Source organism: Mesorhizobium sp. GW821-FHT04C10 (assembly GCF_059420305.1).
This window is the reverse complement of record NZ_JBWKTL010000001.1, coordinates 5,876,469-5,897,734: the sequence shown is the minus strand read 5'-3', so window position 1 is coordinate 5,897,734 and position 21,266 is coordinate 5,876,469. Positions and strand designations below refer to the sequence as shown.

17 protein-coding genes are annotated in these 21,266 nt (G+C 64.8%); 8 read left to right on the top strand and 9 right to left on the bottom strand.

Annotation, left to right across the window (positions count from 1 at the left end):
* The first annotated feature begins 205 nt into the window (after positions 1-205).
* Both AC07UC_RS28655 and AC07UC_RS28650 read left to right on the top strand, forming a co-directional pair.
* Positions 206-2,209: a S9 family peptidase gene (locus AC07UC_RS28655; RefSeq protein ID WP_494908189.1), complete on the top strand. Its 2,004-nt coding sequence runs from the start codon at positions 206-208 to the stop codon at positions 2,207-2,209.
* On the top strand, positions 2,206-3,477 hold the full coding sequence (locus tag AC07UC_RS28650) for an NAD(P)/FAD-dependent oxidoreductase (RefSeq protein WP_494908188.1): 1,272 nt from the start codon (positions 2,206-2,208) through the stop codon (positions 3,475-3,477). Before AC07UC_RS28655 ends, AC07UC_RS28650 begins: the two co-directional genes overlap by 4 nt.
* Positions 3,478-3,481: 4 nt before the next feature.
* Here AC07UC_RS28650 and AC07UC_RS28645 read toward each other — a convergent pair whose 3' ends face one another.
* Positions 3,482-4,375, bottom strand: a complete 894-nt coding sequence (locus AC07UC_RS28645) for a LysR family transcriptional regulator (RefSeq protein ID WP_494908187.1) — start codon at positions 4,373-4,375, stop codon at positions 3,482-3,484.
* Between the two features lie 134 nt (positions 4,376-4,509).
* Here AC07UC_RS28645 and AC07UC_RS28640 point away from each other — a divergent pair, with 134 nt between their 5' ends.
* Together AC07UC_RS28640 and AC07UC_RS28635 are read left to right on the top strand one after the other, a co-directional pair.
* Positions 4,510-5,844 (top strand): aromatic ring-hydroxylating oxygenase subunit alpha, encoded by a 1,335-nt coding sequence (locus AC07UC_RS28640; protein ID WP_494908186.1) that lies wholly within the window; start codon positions 4,510-4,512, stop codon positions 5,842-5,844.
* 125 nt (positions 5,845-5,969) lie between these two features.
* The gene (locus tag AC07UC_RS28635; RefSeq protein ID WP_494908185.1) at positions 5,970-7,616 is read left to right on the top strand and encodes an acetolactate synthase large subunit; all 1,647 of its coding nucleotides are present in this window, start codon (positions 5,970-5,972) and stop codon (positions 7,614-7,616) included.
* Positions 7,617-7,660: 44 nt separating this feature from the next.
* On the opposite strand, the gene AC07UC_RS28630 is transcribed toward AC07UC_RS28635, so the two are convergent.
* The 8 genes from AC07UC_RS28630 to AC07UC_RS28595 form a co-directional block, all read right to left on the bottom strand.
* Complete coding sequence (locus tag AC07UC_RS28630) at positions 7,661-8,830, bottom strand: substrate-binding protein (RefSeq protein WP_494908184.1); 1,170 nt, start codon at positions 8,828-8,830, stop codon at positions 7,661-7,663.
* A gap of 81 nt (positions 8,831-8,911) precedes the next feature.
* Positions 8,912-9,613, bottom strand: a complete 702-nt coding sequence (locus tag AC07UC_RS28625; RefSeq protein ID WP_494908183.1) for an ABC transporter ATP-binding protein — start codon at positions 9,611-9,613, stop codon at positions 8,912-8,914.
* A 2-nt stretch (positions 9,614-9,615) separates the two neighbouring features.
* Complete coding sequence (locus AC07UC_RS28620; RefSeq protein WP_494908182.1) at positions 9,616-10,320, bottom strand: ATP-binding cassette domain-containing protein; 705 nt, start codon at positions 10,318-10,320, stop codon at positions 9,616-9,618.
* Entirely contained in the window at positions 10,317-11,303 is a 987-nt protein-coding gene (locus AC07UC_RS28615) for a branched-chain amino acid ABC transporter permease (RefSeq protein WP_494908181.1), read from the bottom strand. The genes AC07UC_RS28620 and AC07UC_RS28615 overlap by 4 nt, the downstream gene beginning before the upstream one ends.
* Complete coding sequence (gene urtB, locus AC07UC_RS28610; protein WP_140769356.1) at positions 11,300-12,157, bottom strand: urea ABC transporter permease subunit UrtB; 858 nt, start codon at positions 12,155-12,157, stop codon at positions 11,300-11,302. The genes AC07UC_RS28615 and urtB overlap by 4 nt, the downstream gene beginning before the upstream one ends.
* A 4-nt stretch (positions 12,158-12,161) precedes the next feature.
* Positions 12,162-13,283 carry a class II histone deacetylase gene (locus AC07UC_RS28605; protein WP_494908180.1) on the bottom strand — a complete coding sequence of 374 codons (1,122 nt, stop codon included), beginning with the start codon at positions 13,281-13,283 and terminating at the stop codon, positions 12,162-12,164.
* Between the two features lie 85 nt (positions 13,284-13,368).
* The gene (locus tag AC07UC_RS28600) at positions 13,369-16,083 is read right to left on the bottom strand and encodes a winged helix-turn-helix domain-containing protein (RefSeq protein WP_494908179.1); all 2,715 of its coding nucleotides are present in this window, start codon (positions 16,081-16,083) and stop codon (positions 13,369-13,371) included.
* Complete coding sequence (locus AC07UC_RS28595) at positions 16,080-16,727, bottom strand: GNAT family N-acetyltransferase (protein WP_494908178.1); 648 nt, start codon at positions 16,725-16,727, stop codon at positions 16,080-16,082. Before AC07UC_RS28595 ends, AC07UC_RS28600 begins: the two co-directional genes overlap by 4 nt.
* A 177-nt stretch (positions 16,728-16,904) precedes the next feature.
* Here AC07UC_RS28595 and AC07UC_RS28590 point away from each other — a divergent pair, with 177 nt between their 5' ends.
* Genes AC07UC_RS28590 through AC07UC_RS28575 form a run of 4 tightly spaced genes read left to right on the top strand, consistent with a single transcriptional unit; the run spans position 16,905 to position 21,266 of the window.
* Positions 16,905-18,206 (top strand): ArgE/DapE family deacylase, encoded by a 1,302-nt coding sequence (locus AC07UC_RS28590; protein ID WP_494908177.1) that lies wholly within the window; start codon positions 16,905-16,907, stop codon positions 18,204-18,206.
* Positions 18,203-19,261 (top strand): phosphotransferase, encoded by a 1,059-nt coding sequence (locus AC07UC_RS28585; protein ID WP_494908176.1) that lies wholly within the window; start codon positions 18,203-18,205, stop codon positions 19,259-19,261. The genes AC07UC_RS28590 and AC07UC_RS28585 overlap by 4 nt, the downstream gene beginning before the upstream one ends.
* Positions 19,262-20,572, top strand: coding sequence for an aspartate aminotransferase family protein (locus AC07UC_RS28580; RefSeq protein WP_494908175.1), 1,311 nt, complete (start codon positions 19,262-19,264; stop codon positions 20,570-20,572).
* A gap of 16 nt (positions 20,573-20,588) precedes the next feature.
* Positions 20,589-21,266, top strand: coding sequence for a GntR family transcriptional regulator (locus tag AC07UC_RS28575; RefSeq protein ID WP_494908174.1), 678 nt, complete (start codon positions 20,589-20,591; stop codon positions 21,264-21,266).

Here is a 21,266-nt window from a genome sequence, read left to right as displayed (position 1 = left end):
CTCGGCAGTACCCACATCTCGGAATGCCGGATCAATCAGCGTTCCGGTCGCGTGATCCAGATGCAGTGCCTATCAATTATCAGGCCACAGACACATGTGTCTAGACAGCTCCGATTGAGCCTGTATGGTCGCCGTCGTTGCCATCAGGACAGTGCGGCGCGGCTCTGCGTCGTGGGTTCGCAACGCATGATTATGAGGGTATCCGATGCAACGGGATTTTCGCTCCTCGGCGGAGTTCGAAGCCGTCCACGGCTTCTACAGCGATCTTCTGGACGCCCCCGGCCACGTCTTCGGCGGTCGCTCGCTGTGCGGCCATCATGGCGCGGGACAACTCCATTTCATCGGCCACAGTTTCGAAGGAACGATCGAGGATGGACCCGCGAGCAGGCTCTACCAGGTCGCACGCGGCGGCGGTCCGCTCAAACGGCTGAGCGAAAGGGAAGCGCGGCAGATCCGTTTGTCGCCTGACGGGTCGCGGCTCGCATTCGCCTGCCAGGGTGACGGCACCGCGACGGACCTGATCGAGATATGGTTCGACAGTGCCGTTGTAGCGAGCGCCGTCCTGCAAGGGCGCATCGAACAGCTCGACTGGTCGCCGGACGGCAGGAAACTTCTTCTGGTGGTTGCCGGAACCGCGGCCGACCTTGCCGGTATCCACGGCGGCTATGCCCAGAAACAACAGGCGGAAGCCGTCGCCTGGCTGCCCGAGGTTCGGCTGGGCGAGGGCGAGGACCTTTGGCGCCGCATATGGATCTGGGACATCGAGGGTGCCGCTCGCCCGCTCACCGCCCCGCCGCTGAACGTCTGGGAGGCGAGCTGGTCCGGCAACGACAGCATTGCCGCGCTGGTCAGCGACGATCATGGCGAGGGCAGCTGGTATAGGGCGCATCTGGCGCTGGTCGACGCCGGCTCGGGCTCCGCGCGGACGATCCATACGCCAAAGGACCAGATCGGTTGCGTCAGGGGCGGTCCGGGCGGAGACAAGGTCGCCTTCGTCCAGGCATTCTGCAGCGATCGCGGGCTGGTTGCCGGCCTGCTTTCCATCCTCGATCTGAAAACCGGCGCGGTTGTAATTGCCGACACGCCGGGCATCGATGTGACATCGGTCGAATGGCGTTCGGCAACGGTCATCCATTTTGCCGGTGCCGGCGGCCCAGAAACCGTGAGCGGCGATTTCGCGCTCGACAGTGCGGTCGCGACGCAACATTGGGCGTCGCGTGAACTCACCCATGGCGAGTGGGTGCCCGCGTCTCACCCGATCGGAGACAGGGGCTCGCTGTTCATCGCCGAATCCTGGTCGCGCGCGCCGTTCCTGGCCGAAGAGACGGATGGCTCCATTGTTGAACTGGCCTCGCTGGCCGCGCCCGATGCTGCCAAGGCGATGGCCGCCTGCGGTATGGTCGAACCCTTCGAATGGCCGGCGCCGGACGGGCTGACCATCCAGGGCTGGCTGGTGCGGCCGTCTGGCGCGACGGCCCCGACGCCGCTCCTGGTCGATGTTCATGGCGGACCGGTTTCGGCGCACCGCAACCGCTGGCTTGGCCGTTCGCGCGCCGGCGCCATCCTTGCCATCCGTGGCTGGACGATCCTGTTCCCGAACCCGCGTGGCAGCACCGGGCGCGGCGACGACTTTGCCCGTGCCGTCAGGGGCGACATGGGCGGCGCCGACGCGCAGGACATCATCAGTGGGGTCGACGCGCTGATCGCGCGCGGGCTGGTCGATGCCACGCGCGTCGCCGTTACCGGCACCAGCTATGGTGGCTTCATGTCGGCCTGGCTGCCCTCGCAAAGCGACCGCTTCGCTGTGGCGGTGCCGATCTCTCCGGTTGGCGACTGGTATAGCCAGCACCGCACGTCGCAAATCCCTGAATTTGACGAGATCATGCTGACGACGTCGCCGTGGCAATCCGGCGGCGAGTATTTTTCGCGCAGCCCCGCATTCCACAAGCAGAAGAAGATCGTGCCGTCGCTGATCATGGCCGGCGCCATCGACAAGAGCACACCGCCGGGACAGGCCGAGGAATGCCATTTCGCGGCCCTGAGGTCCGGAGCGCCGAGCGCTCTCGTTATCTATCCGAAGGCTGGCCACAGCCTGCGCGGTTACCCCGAATACATCGACAGTGCCGCGCGCATCCTGTGGTGGCTGGAAAGACATATCGGTCCCGCCGGCGGGACCGGGCCATCAGTGAAGGGAGAACGGAAGAGATGAGTACAAACGGCAACCACACCGGAGGCAGCAACCGACATATCGCCGTGATCGGCGGTGGCATCATCGGCTGCAGCGCGGCCGTGCATCTGCTGCGATACGGCGTGCGCCAGGTGACCATCATCGATGCGGGTCAGCCGGGCGCGGCGACCACCGGCGCCGGTGCGGGTTTCGTCTCGCATTGGTCCGCGGGCATGATCCCGCTCGGCGAGGAAGGTTTTCAGCTGCAGCAGTATGGGCTCGATTTCTATCGCCGGCTGCACGAGGTCGGCGTCGAGATCGGCTACCGGCCGAACGGCACCTTGATCATGGCGCTGACCGAGGATGGACGCGAGCGCTTCGTGCGTCCGGTGCTGGACTCTCCTTACGCGCCGCCGGAAATGCAGGATCTGAACGCCGCGCAGATCGGCCAGAAGATGCAGGGCCTGATCGATCCGACGCGCGTCCACTCGGCGGCTTACAACCCGCACGGCATCCAGCTGGATACTACCCTGGCGATGAAGGTGCTCACCGGCCAGATCGGTGAGCTTGGCGGTGTCTTCCGCAGCGGGACGCGCGTCACCGCCGTCCAGGATGCGGGCGATCGGGTGACGATCGAAACCGACCAGGGCAGCATTGAAGCCGATGGCGCGATCGTTGCCGCCGGCGCGTGGAACAACCAGGTGATCGCAGGCCTTGGCTGGCAGCTGCCGCTGCTGCGGGTCGTCGCGACGCGCATCGTCACCGACAACAGGGGGTTGCCGTCGACGATCCCGACAGTCCAGTGCCGCGAGTTGCGGCTGTGGCTGCGCGAAACATTCGGCGCCGTCATGTGGGGCACCGGCCGGCACTATCAACCTCTCTACAAAACGGCCGACAGCGACATCGAACCCGGTCAGCCGCATAATCTGGAACTGATGCAGGCGACGTCCGAACAAGAGCTTGCGGAATTGCAGACGATCTTCCCGCCGCTGCGCGGTTCGAGGATCGCGAGTTGGGCGCAAGGCGTGCCGTGCTACACACCCGACAACAGCCTCGTGGTCGGCAAGATCCCGGGCAGCGACAACGTCGTGATCGCCGGCGGCGACAATGAGAGCGGCGTCACCCATGGCCCGGGCCTTGGCCGGCTCGCCTGCGAACTCGCCCTCGGCCAGACCCCGTTCGTCTCGCCCGGACGCTTCCGTGTCGACCGTTACGCCTCCGATGCCTTCAAGTCGGAAGCCGAGGTCGAGGCCGCCATGCCGGCCTGGGGCGCGCGCCACGACGCCTCACGGTTTGGCCGCGAAGCCTGATCCCTCAGGTGGTGCCGACGCTGCCAAGCAGTGCCTGCGCCACCGACCTGACCAGCGGACCGGCATTCTTCCGCATCACGATGTGGAAGGAGCCGGCGTGGCGACGCGAGGCCTTGGTCAAACGGATGAGCTGGCCGCGACGAAGCTGCTCGTCGGCGAAGCCGGCCCAGGCCAGTGCCGCGCCGCGGCCGGCGATGGTTTCGTGTATCATCGACATATAGCTCGTGAACCTCGGACCCTCGAGCTTGCGGTCGGTTCCGATCCACGATTGCCAGCTATCGATCGCCCTGGGCGGCGTGGCCTGATGCAGCAGAGGCACGTCAAGGAAAGCCTCCGGCTCTTCCGTCGCAAGCGCCGGATGCCGGGCCAGGAAAGCGGGCGCGCAGACGGGATACCATTCTCCGTCGAACAGCTTTTCGGCAACAAGATCAGGCCATTGTTCGGGTTCGCCGAAGCGGATCGACAGTGCCACTTCAGGCTGGTCGAAATCCCTGTAGTCGTTGGATGTCTGCAGCAGCACGCGGCCATCGGCGACAAGCGAAGTGATCAGGCCGAAGCGGGGCATCAGCCACGCTTGCGCCAGGTCATGGCTGCAGCCGACGACGAATGTGTCGCTGTCGTGCTCGGTCAGCTCCTCCACCGCTTGCCTGATGGTCGTTAGCCCTTCGCGGATCGCTTCGGCCAGCGCCATGCCGGCTCCGGTGATGGCGACGCGGTTGCCCTGACGCGTGAACAGTTCGACCGAAAGTTGCCTCTCGAGATTGGCGACGTGGCGGCTGACCGCGGATTGCGCGATGTTGAGTTCCTGCGCGGCGGGTGTCAGGCCTCCATGCCGCGCGGCCGCCTCGAAGGCGACCATGGCGTTCAGAAGCGGAAGTGACGTCTTGAGAGTCTTCACGATTGGGGCTCGGTTCTGTCTTCATGCCTTTTCGATATGAAGGTCTACTATTTCTGTATTTGCCGCAAGCTTTTCGGCATCGCAAACTCTATCGAAACATCATCCTAACGCCAGCGTGCAGAAAGGTGTTCGCCGTGCAGGCCAACACACCGAACAGCCAGCCCATCGATCGAAACGAGATTGTCCGCCTGATTGACCGGCAGCGTCAGGACTGGTCGCTGGAACAGGCTTTCTATACGGATCCGGCCATCTTCGCGCTGGAGCGGGATCTGTGGTTCCCGCGCCAATGGGTGCTTGTCGCCCATGCCAGCGAGGTGCCCGAGAAAGGGCGCTACATCGTGCGTCAGCTGTTCGACGAGGAGATCATCGTTGTGCGCTTCGGTGACGGCGAGGAGGACATCGCGGCCTATTACAACGTCTGCACCCATCGCGGCTCGCGGCTCTGCACCAAGGATGGCCGCGGCAAGCTTCTGGTCTGTCCCTATCACGCCTGGTCGTTCAGGCTGACCGGCGAACTGCAGTCGCGGCAGGATCTTCCGCCAAGCGTGGACCCGGAGGCGCTCGGACTGCATCGCGTGCCCTCGAAATGTTTCGGCGGCCTGGTGTTCTGTGGCCTGGACGCCAATTCCTTGCCCGACATCGAGCCTGTCGCGGCGGGGCTGACCGATGGGTTGCGCGAAAATGGCCTCGACCAGGCGCGCATTGTCGCCCGCAAGAACTACCTGACCAAGGCGAACTGGAAGCTGGTGCTCGAGAACTTCCTCGAATGCTACCATTGCCGGCCGGCGCATCCCGAATATTACCGCGTCAACGGCCATGTCAAAGTCACCGCGACCCGCGACGCCGACAAGGCGGTCGAATGGCAGAATGAAATCGAGGCCTGGCACAGCGTCATCGGCGATGCCGAATTCCACAAGGGCTCATGGCAGCCGGGCGACCTCGACACTATGCCGTTCGCCATGCACCGCAAGCCGATCGGCTCGGGCCGCAACACCTTGTCCAATACAGGCGAGGGGGTCTCGTGCCTGATGGGCGGCCGTAATGCCTATGATGGCGGCGAAAGCGGCTTCCGCCTCGGGCGGCTGTCCTTCGCCAGCGCTGCCAACGACTATGTCACGCTGTTCCAGATGATACCGCGCAATGCCATGGAGACCGACGTCATCCTGACCTGGCTCGTCGACAAGGACGCCGATCAGGACGTCGATGCAGACGCAATCAGCTGGATGTGGGACGTGACCACCGTGCAGGACAAGAAGATCACCGAGGACAATGCCGACGGCATCCTGTCGCGCGCCTACCGTCCGGGCCCCTATACGCCGCTGGAAAGCCAGACCTCCTTCTTCGTGCAGACCTATCTGTCGGAACTGCGCTCGCTGATCACCGGCACGCGCGGCGCACCGGCCAGCCAGTGGTCTGCGCCGGCGCAGCTCTTTGCATCGCCCAAGGCGGCCTGCTCAACGCGCCTTTGACCGGTAGGACGCGGATTCGGGTCTCTCCTGCAGAATGAGTGCACGCTTCAGGTCTTTGAGGCGTCGCGTTCCGGTGCCATATGAAGGTGGCTGACGGAATGTGCACATTGCAGGAGAGACGGTTCATGACCAAGGGTTCGGATCTGTTCGTGGCGGCCCTCGAAAACGAAGGGGTCGAGCGGATTTTCGGCATTCCGGGCGAGGAAAACCTCGATATCGTCGAATCCATTCGCCGCTCGTCGATTCAGCTGATCCTGACCCGCCACGAGCAGGCGGCGGCCTTCATGGCCGCTACCTACGGCAGGCTCACCGGCAAGCCGGGCGTGTGCATCACCACGCTCGGCCCCGGCGCGCTCAATCTGACGACCGGCGCTGCCTATGCGCTGCTCGGCGCGATGCCGATGATCATGATCACCGGCCAGAAGGGCATCCTGTCATCGCGGCAGGCGCGCTTCCAGATCGTCGATATCGTCGCGGCGATGAAGCCGCTGACCAAGCTGTCGCGCCAGATCGTCTCGCCCAAGATGATCCCCTCGCTGGTGCGTGAGGCCTTCCGCGTCGCGCAGGAGGAGCGTCCAGGGCCGGTGCATCTGGAATTGCCGGAAGACATAGCGGCGGCCCAGTGCGATCCGGTCGCGCTGGTGCCGACGCATCCGGTCGACCTGCCCATTGCCGACGCGGACGCGCTGGATCGGGCTGCCCGGATGATCATGGAGGCGAAGCGTCCGCTGTTGATGTTCGGCGCGGCGGCGTCGCGCCCGCGCGTGACCCCGGATATCGCTCAGTTCGTGCTGCGCACACAGATACCCTATTTCACCACACAGATGGGCAAGGGCACCGTGCCTGGCGGCACCGAACTCTACATGGGGACGGCGGCGCTCTCGGAGCGCGACTACGTGCACGAGGCCATAGAACAGGCCGATCTGATCATCACCATCGGCCACGATACGGTCGAGAAACCGCCCTTCATCATGGGTACCAACGGGCCGAAGGTGATCCATGTCGGCTATCACTCGGCCGATGTCGAGCAGGTCTATTTCCCGCAGGCCGAGATCGTCGGCGACCTTGGCCCCTCGCTTGCGTTCCTGGCCGACCGCGTCGAAGGCAAGATCCCCAATGCACAGGCCTTGCTGCCGCTGCGTGAAGGCATTTTGAGCCGCATCGCCGCGCGCGCCACCGAAGACCGCTTCACGCCGCAGCGCATCGTGCATGACGTGCGCGCCGTGATGCCGGCGGACGGGATCCTTGCCCTCGACAACGGCATGTACAAGATCTGGTTCGCGCGCAATTACCGCACGCGCATGGCGAACACGCTGCTGCTCGACAATGCGCTGGCCACCATGGGCGCCGGCTTGCCGTCGGCGATGATGGCGGCATTGCTCTACCCCCAACGCCGCGTCATGGCCATTTGCGGCGACGGCGGCTTCATGATGAACAGCCAGGAACTGGAGACCGCCGTTCGGCTCAAGCTAGACCTTGTCGTTCTGCTGCTCGAAGACCATGCCTATGGCATGATCCGCTGGAAGCAGGCGGTAGACGATTTCCCGGATTTCGGCATGACCTTCGGCAACCCCGATTTCGTCAAATATGCCGAGGCCTATGGCGCCAGGGGAACCAGGGTCGGCGAGATCGCCCAATTGCGGCCGGCGCTGGAGCAGGCCTTTGCCGGCGGCGGCGTGCATCTGGTCGTCGTGCCCATCGACTATTCCGAAAACACCCGTGTGCTTGTCGACGAACTGCGCGAGCGGCTGCCGGCGCCACAGAAGCCCTGACGGCGGCGGCAACGCCGCCGTCAGGATTGGTTGGGTGCGAGGGCCTACACCTTGCAGTAGGGCGTGACCGGCGCGATGGTGCCGAAATCCTTGGCGATCTCGTAGCTGATGCCGTCGGCCGCCGCCTTGCCGACATAGGAATGGCAGAGCGTGTGGTTGTTGGAGGCATCGACGCGGATCTTGCCTTGCGGTGCGTCGAACTCGATGGTCGGCAGCGCCTTGAGCACATCGTCGTCCTTCAGCGATCCGGCCTTCTCGGCGGCCAGCGCATAGAGGTGCAGGCCGTTATAGCCGGCCTCGCCGATGCCGTTGACCATCTTTTCCTGGCCGAATTTTTCGCGGAAGCTCGAGATGAACTTCTTGTTCACCGGATTGTCGAGCGCCATCCAGTAGGGCTGCGGCGCGTAGGTGCCGGCGGCGACGCCGGGCGGCAGCGCGTCCTTGTTGAAGACCTCGTCGAGCGGCGCGATCAGTGGCTGCTTGATGTCGAAGCTGCGATACTGCTTGAGCTGGGTGACAGCGTCGTTGCCGACCACCATCGACCAGACGACATCGGGCTTCAGCGACTTGATCTTCTGGAAGGCCGGGCCGAAATCCGTGGTGCCGAACGGATAGTAGTCGGCGCCGATGATCTTGCCGCCGGCCTTCTCGTAGGCAGCCGTGATCGCCTCGGTCATCTTCTGCGGCCAGGCATAGTCCGAGGCCATGATGTAGATGGTCTTGCCGAGGTTCTCGGCCACCCACGGCATCATCGGGTCGACCTGCTGCATCGGGATCGGGCCGGTGGCGACGAAGTAGCGGTTGCATTCGCCGCCCTCGAAATTGGTCGGGTAGAAGAACAGCTTCTTGGCCTTCGAGGTCACCGACAGCGTCGCACTGCGCTCGGGCGAGATGATCGTGCCCATGATCACGTCGACCTTGTCCTCATTTAGGAGCTTGCGTGCCTTGTCGATTGAGCCCTTGGTCGTGGTCTGGTTGTCCTCGATGAACAGCTCGACCTGACGGCCGCCGATGCCGTTGGCGGCGTTGAGTTCGGCGGCGGCGAGCTTGTAGCAATTGAGCAGCGTCTCGCCGAGGATCGCCTGCAGCCCGGTGATCGGAATCGACAGGCCGACCTTGACGGTGTCGGCGGCGCGCAGGATCGACGGCGCGCCGACTATGGCGAAGGCGGCGGCAGCGCCGCCGGATTTCAGGATAGTTCTTCTGCTTATCATTTTTGTGTTCCCTTCCAGTCCAGGCGCGCCCCATGCACGCCTTACAAAGCCAACAGGTCCCAGGCACGCTTCAGCCGCGCCTTACAGGGCCAACAAATCCTTCAGCAGGCTCTCGTCGGCGAACGCCTCCGGCGTGCCTTCATGCACGATCCTGCCTTTCTCCATCACCAGGCAGCGGTCCGCCGCCTTGAGAACGAGATCGAGATTCTGCTCGACCAGAACCATCGCGATACCGCGCTCGCGGGCGATCCGCGGCACCAGTTCAGCGATCGACTGCACGATGTTCGGCTGGATGCCTTCCGAGGGCTCGTCGAGCAGCAGCACCGACGGCAGGCCGCACAGCGCACGGCCGATCGCCAGCATCTGCTGCTGGCCGCCCGAGAGCGTGCCGGCGATCTGTGCCTCGCGTTCGCGCAGGATCGGAAAATAGCCGAAGATGTCGGCCGGAATGCCGCCGTCGCCGCGATCACGGGCGGCACGCGTGCCGACTTCCAGGTTCTGCCGCACGGTGAGTTGGTTGAAGATGCCACGGCCTTGCGGCACATGCGCGATGCCCGCCCGCGCACGGCGGAAGGCCGCTGCATTGGTGAGATCCTGGCCGCCGAGAACCACGGCGCCGCTGCTGGCCCTCAAGGCGCCGGCGATGACGCGCAGCAGCGTCGTCTTGCCGGCACCATTGCGGCCGAGCAAGCCGACGACTTCGCCCGGCGCCACGCCGAGGTCGATGCCGTTCAGCACCGGGAGCGGGCCGTAGCCTGCCGACACGGCAAATGTCCGCAACATGGTCAGCGCCTCCCCAGATAGACGTCGCGGACCACTTCGTCGGCCTCGATGTCGTGGAAGGGACCGCTGCGCAGCCGGCGCCCCTGGTGCAGCACCAGCGTCTCGCAGTTCAGCGCCCGCACGAAGCGGATGTCGTGCTCGACGGCGACAATCGAGAACTCGCCCTTGAGCCGCAGCAGCATCTGCGCGGTCGCCATCGTTTCCTGCGGTGTCATTCCGGCCGTCGGCTCGTCGAGCAGCAGCAGCCGTGGTTCGATCGCCAGCGCCATGCCGATCTCCAGCCATTGCTTCTGGCCGTGCGCCAGTTCGCCGGCCAGCGTGGCGGCTCGATTGGTGAGCGCCACCAGTTCCAGCAATTCGCCGACCGGGCGAACCGGCGAGGGCGCACCCCACCGTGCCACCTTCAGATTGTCTTCAACCGAGAGGTTCGGAAAGACCGACGGGATCTGGAACTTGCGGGCGATGCCGAGCCTGGCGATGCGGTGCAGCGGCAGGCCGGCAATGTCGTGGCCGAGGAAGCGCACGCTGCCGCTGGACGGGCGAAGCGTGCCGGTGAGCACGTTGAGGAAGGTGCTCTTGCCGGCGCCGTTAGGCCCGATGATGCAGCAGAGTTCCTTGTCGCGCACCGTCAGGTTCAACCCTTCCAGCGCCTGCAGCCCGCCGAAGCGGATGCCGACATTCTCGGCTTGAAGCAGCACGTCGCTCATTGCGCCTGCCTCCTGCCTTTGAACAGGCTTTTCAGCCGCGCGTAGATCGACAGGATGCCGTCCGGCAGCACGAAGACGATGATGACGAAGACGCAGCCGAGCAGCAGCGGCCACAGGCTCGGATTGAAGCTGCTGATTGTCTGCTGCGCGCGCTGGATGGCGATGGCGCCCAGCACCGGACCGAGCAGCGTGCCGCGCCCGCCGACCGCTACCCAGACGATGACTTCGGTCGACAGAAGCAGGCCGGACAGGTCGGGGGCCACCAGCCCGGCCATGCAAACATAAAGCGCGCCGGCGAGCCCGGCGATGGCAGCGGACAGGACGAAGGTGACGAGCAGCCGCAACGGCGCATTGTGGCCAAGCGCTGCCGCCCGGACCTCATTGTCCTGGATGGCGGTCAGCACCGTACCCCAGCGGCCACGGCTGATCGACCACAGCGCCAGCACGACCACCGCGACGATGGATGCGACGAAGATGTAGCTGGGCAGGTCCTGGCTGAGATCGACATGCATCCCGCCAAGATCGAATTCGATCGGCGGGATGCCGATCAGGCCGCTGTCGCCGCCGGTGACCGAGCTCCAGGAGATCGCGGCCTGCTGACAGATGACGCCCATGGCGAGCGTGACGATGGTGAAATAGCTGCCCCGAATGCCGCCGAAGAACAGGAAGTAGCCGATGATGGCGGCGACGAATGCGGCGCCAGCCACCGCGCCCATGATGCCAAGCAGGCTGCCGAAGGGGATGGCATCATTGAGCGTGATGAGTGCCATGATGTAGCCGCCGATGCCGAAGAAGGCGGCGTGGCCGAAACACAGGATGCCGGTGCGGCCCCAGAAGAAGTCGAGGCTCGCGGCAAACAGGCCGAAGATCAGGGCGTCGCGGATCACCGTCAGCTGGTAGCCGTCGGCGAAGAAGGGATAGATGACGGCGAGTGCTGCGCAGACGGCGAAGATCAGCAGCCAGTTGCGGTCCCGGGCGATCATCGTGATGCCCCGTTGAACAGGCCGTTGGGCCGCAGCCGCACAGCGACAATGGCCGCGAGCAGCACGATCGCTTGCGCCAGGGATGGCGAGATCTGGTAGTTGAGGATGCTGGTCAGGCCGCCGACGAAGACGCTGCCGGCGACAAGGCCGCCGATCGAACCGACACCGCCGACAATGACGACGAAGAAGGCATTGGCGAGATAGTTTACGCCCATCTGCGGCAGCACGATCGCCAGCGGCGCGACCAGCCCGCCGGCGAGCCCGGCGATGGCCGCGCCGAAGGTGAAGGCGATGGCATAGGTGCGCCGCGTGTTGATGCCGACGCCCTCGGCCATCTCGCGGTTCTGGATGACGGTGCGGATATCGAGGCCGAAAGATGTCCGGCTGATCAGCAGCACGACGCCGAGCAGGGTCAGCATGGCGATGGCGATCAGGATCAGCCGGTAGGCGGGATAGACGGTGAAGAAGAGGTCGAACGTGCCCTCGATCGGTGGCGTCACCGGCTTGGCGCCGAGACCGAAGGTCAGTTCCAGCCCTTGCTGCAGGATCAGGCTGACGCCCCAGGTGGCAAGCACGGTCGAGACCGGCCGCGAATAGAGGTGGCGGATAATGGCGAATTCCAGGATGCAGCCGACCACCGCGCCGGCGATGGGGGCAGCGGCCAGCCCCAGCCAGAAGGAGCCGCCGATGCTCTGGACGAAATAGACCGCGAAGGCGCCGACGGTGACGAATTCGCCATGCGCCAGATTGGTCACGTTCATCAGGCCGAAGCTGATCGCCAGCCCGAGCCCGACCAGCATCAGGATACTGATCAGCGTCAGCGCGTTGAGGAGCGTGGTGATCAGAAAATCCATCGTGTCAGGTAGCACTTGCGAGGCGTTGACGCAGGCCGGCGAGCAGGCCTTCGGCGGCGTCGATCACCGCGGCCTGATGCGGCTGCAGGTCCTGTCCGGCCCATTCGTCGATATGATCCGACAGGGGATCGACCACTTCGGTACGATGGTTTGCCAGCGTCTCGATGACGGCATGTCCGCAGAACGGCACATAGCCTTCGGAATAGCCGCCTTCATGGGTCATGATCAGGCGTCCCTGCGATGTCTCGGCGGCCAGCGCCACCATGCGCGCGGCAAGGCGCCGGAAACATTCGCTGTTGAGCATCATGCGGCCGAGCGGATCGAAGCCGGACGCATCAAAACCGGAAGCCACGATGACGAGGTCCGGCCTGAAGGCGCGCAGCGCCGGGGCAACGATGCGGTCGAACGTCGCTTCGTAGGCGCCGGTGCCGCTGCCGGCCGGCAGCGGGATGTTGATGTTGTAGCCTTCACCTTCACCTTTGCCATTATCGGCCAGCGCGCCGCGCCCGGTCGGGTAGAGATTGTCCTGGTGGAGCGAAATGGTCAGCACCGATGGATCGGAATAAAACACCGTCTCGGTGCCGTTGCCGTGATGCACGTCCCAATCGACTATCGCGGCACGGCCGAGCAGGCCTTCATGCTGCAGCCGGCGCACGGAGACGCCGATGTTGGAGAACAGGCAGTTGCCCATCGCCTGGTCGGGCTCGGCATGGTGACCCGGCGGGCGCGCCAGCGCATAGGCGTTGTCGACACGGCCGGTGAGCACGGCGCGCATTGCCGCATAGGTGGTGCCGGCGGACAAGAGGGCGATGTCGAAACTGTTGAAGCCGATCGGCGCCTGCGGGCCAGCGAAGCCGGAGCCGCGCTCGCTCAGTGTCCTGATATCGTCGACGTGGCGCTGCGTATGCACGCGCAGCAGGTCCTCGACCGTCACCGGCTCGGGAATGATCGGCACCAGATGGCGCCCCAGGCCGCTGACCTGGATCAGGTTGTTGAGCCGGCGCTTCGACCCTGGCGATTCCAGATGCCGCCCGGGTTCCACGAAACGGCCGGGAGGCATCATGTCGGCGCTGGGGCCGGTGTCATGCCACATCAGCTGTTCGTGAAAAACGTAACCTGTCGCCATGCGCAGCGTCCTCTGCAATCCGGGATGACGCTAGCAGGCTAACTATACCATGGCCCGACCCGAAAGAGGGGGTTGCGCCAGATGTCTATGCCCCTCCTTTCGAAGGGGGCCGAAGGTCGGCGGCCGCCTGCGCGGCGCGCACGGCCTGGACGCGGTTCGATACGGAGAGCTTGCCGAAAATGTTCTTCAAATGCCATTTCACCGTCGTTTCGCTCACCGACAGCGCGACAGCGATATCGCGGTTGGACATGCCTTCCGACAGGCAGCGCAGCAGTTCGGACTCGCGCTGGGTGAGCTGTTCCTTTTCGGGCGCGGGTGCCGCCGGCTTGCGCGTCGGCACAGGCATGGTCTGCGCGGCATGGATGATGCGCGTTGCATAGGCCGACAGTGACGGCTCGGTCTTTGCTTGCGCGGCGCGCAGCCGCATCAACCCTTCCACGACAGGCCTGCCCTCGTCGACGAAGGAGCGGATGAAGCCGGAAGGCTGGGCCAGGCGCAGCGCTTCGAGAAGATAGCGATCAGCTTCGCGCTGGTCGTGGCCGGCGCTCCTGGCGCGCAGGATCAGCGCCAGTATGTGGCGACGCATGCGTCCGGTGCTTTTCGTTCGCTCCAGCAACGTGTCAAAAATCGCCGCCGCCGCCGCGTGGGATTTCTCCGCTGTCAGCAGCCTGCCTTCGGCGAAGAACTCGAATTCATTGGCGACAGTAGGGGCGGTCTCAGTGCTTTCGCGGCGATGCTCGCTCAGCAGAGCGCGTGCCTCGGCGACGCGGCTCTGGTCGATGAGCAGCCGGATGCGATCATGCACCAGCACCGAAGCGAGCCGGCGATAAACGGAGCCGCGCACACGCTGGTAGACGCGCTCCAGCATGTCGAGTGCAGCGTCGCCACGACCGGTCAGCTGCAGCACACGGGCATAGGTCGGCACGCTGGCCAGCGGATAGACGATGACGGCGGCGCCCTCGATCAGCGGCCCGAGATTCTCGACCAGCGTCAGCGCCTCGCCGGATGCGTTGGTCTCATAGGCGAGTTCGGCAAGCAGCGTCCCGGCGAGCGCCTCGGCATATGAGTTTGCGCCGATCCGCGTCCTGGCCTCGATGATCGTGTTGCGCAGCAGCCTTTCGGCGGCGGGCAGGCGGCCGGCCGAGCGCTCGATGACGGCCATGTAGCAATTGGCGATGGTGACGCCGAGCAGGCTGCCGCTTCGCTCATGCGCCTTGCGCGCGGCGTCCGCCGCCGCCCGAGCCCCTTCGAGGTCGCCCAGCGCATAGAGATTGTAGCCGATGACGTTGGCCGTCGCGCCCTCCATGAACCAGGCGTCGGGCGCGATGATGCGCAGGGCGGAGAGCGCGGTATCGCGCGCGGCCTCGAACTGCTCCAGCGTGCTGTGGACGGCGGCATGGAGGACAGCGATCTCGGTCTCGATGGTGGTGCCGGTCAGTGTGCCGGGATCCTTGCCGTCGGCCGGCCCGGTTTCGACAAGCTTGCGCGCATTGGCGAGCGTCTGCTGCGCAATCTCGGGCTGGCTCGAGTGCACCGCCAGCCACAGCACGATGAGTTGCAGCCGGATGCGCTGGTCGACCAGCTTCCTCGGCAGCAGTGCCAGCAACTGCCTGACATAAAGCAGCTGGCACTGGGCGACGAGTTCGAGCGCATTGTTTTCGACGAACACCGCCGCGCGCGCCTGGTCGCCGGCAGCGAGCGCATGTCCGATGGCTTCGGTGAGCATCTTGCGTTCGCCGAACCATTCGGCGGCGGCCAGGTGCAGCGGAGCGATCATCTCCGGTTCGCGCCGTTCCATTTCGCGGCTGAGGAAGTCGTGGAACAGATGATGATAGCGGAACCAGCGCCGCTCCTCGTCGAGTGGCACCAGGAACAGGTTGCGGGTCTCGATCTCGGTGATGTCGGCCTCGGCATCAGCCGCGCGCAAGACTGCCCGGCAGGCCTCGGCGCTGAAGCGTTCGAAGATCGAACTGTGGAGCAGGAACTTCGCCAGGGCCGGCGGCAGCTCCAGGAACACTTCCCCCATCAGGAAGTCGGCGACGTTGCGGTTGGCGCCGGTGAAATTGCCGATGACGGTTTCTGGCGCATGCGCGGCGCTCAGCGACAGCGAGGCGAGCTGCAGGCCGGCGGCCCACCCTTCGGTCCGTGAACACAACGTTTCCACCGTGCCGCTGCTGACGCTCAGGCCCAACTTGTCGTTGAAGAAGGCCTCGGCCTCGGACGAGGCGAAGCGCAGATCGTCCGGGCCGATTTCGAAAACGTCGCCAAGCACCCTGAGCTTGCCAAGTTGCAGGTCTGGCAGGTTGCGCGAACCGATGACGAAGGCGACGTTGGCCGGTGCCTGCCTCGTCAGGCGCTCCATGAACCGCTTCACCACCGGCGCCTCGATGGCGTGGTAGTCGTCGAAGAACAGGGTGATGTCGGCGTCGCGCGCGGCAAGACCCGCTACAAGAGCCGATAGCACGACGTCGAGCTGCGGGATCGGGCTCGACTGGAAGGCGAGGTCGAGTTCGGCTGGGTTCTGGACGAGATGGCGCAATGCGCCCACCAGATGCGACAGGAAGGCGCCTTCGTCATTGTCCGTCGCCTCGCAGGAGAACCATGCGGTTAGTCTACCCAGACGCGCGACTTCCGCCGCCCACTGCGCCATCGTCGTCGACTTGCCGAAACCGGCGGGCGCGGCGAACAGAACGATGCGCGTGTCGATGTGCCGCTCCAGCCTCGACAGGATGCTTTCGCGCCGTACCCACCGGCGATGGTGAGATGACGAAAGGCTGGCAGGTTGCGAAGACGATCTCATCTGGCGCCAGGCACCCATTCCGTTTCGATCAACGGGATTTGCGGGGCCGCATCGCGCGGCAGGGTTCCCTTGATCCGGGGATCATCGGTGATTTCGAACCCCGCCGCAAAGGGTTCGAACCCGCATGCCCTGTAGAAGCCGATGACGCTGTGATGGTCTATGCTGCTGGTGTGCAGCCAGATGCGGCGGGGGCCGAGGCGCCATGCCTGGTCGAGCGCGCCTGCCATCAGCCGTTTGCCGAGACCCCGGCCGGTGAAGGAAGGAAACAGGCCAAAATAGGTGATCTCGATCTCGTTGCCGTCCGCCACGCGGAATTCGGCCATGCCGACATGGCCGCCACTTTCATCATGGCCGTAATAGAGATGCTGGCGCGGGTCGGCGAAATGCGCGGCGACTTCGGCATCCGACATTTCGGCGGCGCGATCCCAGAGCCAGGGAGCGCCGATCTCGAGGAAGATCGTGCGGTAGGCGGCACTGTCGGGCTTGGTGATCCGGGTCATTGCCAGGGGTTGGGCGAGACCCGGCATTGGTGCGCAGGCTTCCATCCATGTCACGGCATTGACGATCTTGCCGGCCGGCACGCGCCGGTAGCCGGACGAGAGATCGGTGATTTCATCCGGCAAGGGGCCTTCGGTGACCAGCATCTGTCCTCGATCTCTGCCATGCGGTTTCGCAGGCATGCAGGAAGCTGATGCCAACTCTGAGCCCGCCTGCCAAGAGGTTCCCGGGTTGGGCCATAGTTTTGGCCCGGCCTGTCTCTTTGCCTTTCCAGGAAATGGCATATGAGATATGATACACCATTCACGAGAAAGCGGAATATCATGCCTGAGCGAATTGCCGACGAAGCCATTTTGCGCGCGGTCGATGACGGCTTCGCGCTGCAAGTCGCATTCCTGGCGGATCTCGTGCGCTTTCCCTCCCAGCGCGGCGAGGAGCACGCGGCGCAATCCTTCATGGCGGCGGCCTATGAGGCCGATGGCTATGCAGTCGATATGTGGCGTGTCGATGTCGATGCTATCCGCGACCTGCCCGGGTTTTCTCCCGTCGCGGTGTCCTACGATGACGCCTTCAACGTCGTTGCCACCCACACGCCGAGAAGCGCCACCGGCCGCTCGCTGATCCTCAACGGCCATATAGACGTGGTACCGACGGGGCCACTCGACCGCTGGGTGCGCGATCCCTACGATCCGGCCATCGAGGATGGCTGGATGCATGGCCGTGGCGCCGGTGACATGAAGGCCGGCCTGTCGGCTTGTCTCTACGCGCTGGCCGCCTTGCGCAGCCTCGGCTATCAGCCGGCCGCCAACGTGTTCCTGCAGTCGGTGGTCGAGGAAGAGTGCACCGGCAATGGCGCGCTTGCCTGCCTGCAGCGCGGCTACCGCGCCGATGCCGCCTTCATTCCCGAACCACTGGAACCGCGATTGATGCGCGCGCAGGTCGGACCGATCTGGTTCAGGGTCGAGGTCGACGGTGATCCGCAGCATGCCTCGGGCGCTTTCTCGGCCGGCGCCAACGCCATCGAAAAGGCCTTCGTCATCATCCAGGCACTGAAGCAGCTCGAAATCGTCTGGAATGCGCGCAAGGTCGATGATCCGCATTTCTGCAATCACCCGCATCCGATCCGCTTCAATCTCGGCAAGATCGAAGGTGGCGAATGGACATCGAGCGTTCCGGCGCGCTGTGTCTTCGAGATGCGGGTCGCGACCTATCCCGGGCAGAAGCTCGAAGATGCCAGGGCCGAGCTCGAAGCCTGCATCGCCGATGCGGCCCGTGCCGATCCATTCCTGGCCAATCGTCCGCCCAAGATGACCTATAACGGCTTCATGGCCGAGGGCTATGTGCTGGAGGGCGCCGACGAGATGGAAGCCGTGCTGCGCCGCAGCCATGTCGCCGTGTGGGGCGAGCCACTGACGGAACACGTCACCTCGGCTACGACGGATGCGCGCTTTTTCGGCCTCTATGCCGACACTCCGGCGATCGTCTATGGCCCGATCTGCCGCATGCCGCATGGTTACGACGAGGCCGTGGATCTCGATTCGGTGCGCAAGGTCACCCAGACCATCGCGCTGTTCATCGCCGACTGGTGTGGTCTCGAGCCCATCGATCCGGAGGTGAGCGCATGAATGCAGCCGTGCCCGACGGTTTCGGTGAAACGCTCGCCGAGGACGCGCCTGACGTTTCGATCGCCGACGCGCTTGCCATCTTGCGCCGGCACTATGGCCTCATCGGTAGCGCGCGTCCGCTGCCGGGCGAACGCGACCACAATTTCCACGTCCAGACCGAAGGCGATGGCGAGTTCGTTCTGAAGGTGTCCCACCCGGCCGAGGAGGCTGGCTTCACGGACTTCCAGAACAGGGCACTCGACCACATCCTTGCCGTCGACCCGACCTTGCTGGTTCCTTCGGTGCGCAAGAGCCTGGAGGGCGAAGCGCAGTTCACGGTCAGCGTCGGCGGATCGGCGCCCCGCATCATCCGGCTGGTCACCTATCTGCCCGGCCAGTTGCTGTCGCGCTCGCCAACGTCAACCGCACAGGATCGCAATCTCGGCATCTTCCTCGCCCGCCTTGGCCGGGCACTGCGCGGCTTCTTCCATCCGGCAGCCGGCAGTGACCTGCTCTGGGATATTCGCAAGGTCGCCAAGACACGGCCGATGCTGGCGCATATCGCCGATGCCGGCCATCGGGCCATGGTCGAGCGTGTGATGGATGCCTTCGAGGCGCATGCGGCGCCGGTCATCCCGAGCCTGCGCGCCCAGATCGTCCACAACGACATGAATTCCTACAATGTGGTGATGGACGCTTCGCGGCCGGAGGTTGTGACCGGCATCCTCGATTTCGGCGACATGATCCATTCGCCGCTGATCTGCGACCTTGCCATCGGCGCCGTCTACCGCTGGCCGGCGGAGGGGCATCCGCTGGCGCCCGCCGCGCGCTTCGTCGCCGGCTACCAGTCGGTCCAGCCATTGGAGGCCGAAGAGATCGGCATCCTTTTCGATCTGATCCGTGCCCGCCTTGCGCTCATCGCCAACATCGCCAGCTGGCAGGCCGAACGGTTCCCGGCCAAGCGCGACTATGTGCTGCGCCTCATCACCGAGGTCTGGGCCTCGCTCGAACGGCTCGATGGGCTGTCGTCCGCGGATGCCCGCCGCTTTTTTCTAGATCATTCCAATCCGGAGTAGATGCTCGTGTCCCAGTCCTCGCCATATCCTGCAAATGCCGTACCGACGGCAGCCGAGCAAGCTTTGCTCGAGCGCCGCGCCAGATTGCTTGGGCCGACCTACCGCGCCTTCTACCGCAACCCCATCCATCTGGTGCGTGGCAGCGGGGTCTGGCTCTACGATGCGCAGGGGCGCAAATTCCTCGACGCCTACAACAATGTCGCCTCGGTCGGGCACTGCCATCCGCGCGTCGTCGAGGCGCTGTCGGGCCAGGCCGCCACGCTCAACACGCACACGCGCTACTTGAGCGAGATCATTCTCGACTACGCGGAAAAACTGCTCGGCACCGTTCCGGCCCATCTCGGCCACGCCATGTTCAGCTGCACCGGAAGCGAGGCCAATGATCTCGCGATCCGCATCGCCCAGCATTCCACCGGCAACAGTGGCGTCATCATCACCGACTTCGCCTATCACGGTGCAACGATCGCCACCGCGCAGCTGTCGCCTGCGGCGGTCGGGGCGAAGGGCGTGCCCGCGCACCACCGGACCGTGCCGGCGCCGGACACGTTCCGCGACCAGGGCCGCGCCGCACGCGATTTCGCCAGGAATGTCGCCGCCGCCATCGAGGGCATGCGTGCGCAGAACACTCGTCCGGCGGCGCTGCTGCTCGACTCGGCCTTCTCCAGCGATGGCATTTTCTTCCCCGATGCGGCTGTCATGCGCGAGGCGGCGGATCACGTCAGGAACGCCGGCGGCATCGTCATCGCCGACGAGGTGCAGTCCGGCTTCGGCCGGCTTGGCCAGGGCATGTGGGGTTTTGCCAATTACGGCCTCGAGCCCGACATCGTCACCATGGGCAAGCCGATCGGCGACGGCCATCCGATGGGCGCGGTGCTGGTGCGGCCGCGGCTTGTTTCATCCTTCGGCTCCAACACCGGCTACTTCAACACCTTCGGCGGCAATCCGGTCGCGGCCGCCGTCGGCATTGCTGTGCTCGAGGTGATCGAAGGCGAGGGTTTGATCGAGAATGCACGCAATGTCGGCGCCTACACCGGCGACCTGTTGCGCGCACTGCAGGGCCGGCACGGCATGGTCGGTGACGTCAGGCAAAACGGCCTCTATTTCGGCGTCGAACTGACTGCCGACAGCGACGACGCGCTGACCGCCAGCAAGACATCGGCGGTCGTCGAAGCCATGCGCGAGGATGGTGTGCTGATCTCGTCCTGCGGTCCGCGCGGCAATGTGTTGAAGATCAGGCCACCGCTGCCATTTGCCAGGGACAATGCCGAGCAACTGGCCGAGACGCTCGATCGCGCTTTGTCGAACTGGTGATCGGAGCGCGGCGCGCATGCTGAAGCTCGAACATCAAACCCTCAATGACCGCGCTTACAGCGCGCTCAAGCAGGAATTGATTTCAGGCGGCTTCAGCCCAGGCCAGACGCTGGTCATCCGCAAGCTCGCCGAGACCTTCGGCATTTCGACGACGCCCATCCGGGAGGCATTGCAAAGGCTGGTCGCCGAGCGGCTGCTCGAGATGCAGAACAACCGCTCGGTCATCGTGCCCTTGCTATCCGTGCCTGCCTTCGAGGAACTGACGCGTATCCGCATCGCCGTCGAGGGGCTGGCGGGCGAGATGGCGGGGTCGCGGATCGCCGAAAGCGGGCTGGCCGACATACAGGCCACACTCGCCGGCATGCAGGGCGCCATCGAGGCTGGCGACGCCAGGGCCTATCTCGCGCTCAACGAGGCGTTTCACTTCGCCATCTACCAGCATGCCGGTGCGCCGATCCTGTTGAACATGATCCGCGATCTCTGGGGCCGGGTCGGGCCGTATCTCAAGCTGTTGATGCAGGCCGATCGCTACATTCCGCAGTCGAACGACGCGCATCGCAGGATTGTTGCCGCATTGGAGCAGCGCAATGGCCCTGACGTTCGAGCATTCCTCGAAGAGGACATCGCCGTGGCGGCCGCGATTCTCGCCGAAAATCTTCGCACGACCGATCGATCGTCCGCAGACCGGACATGA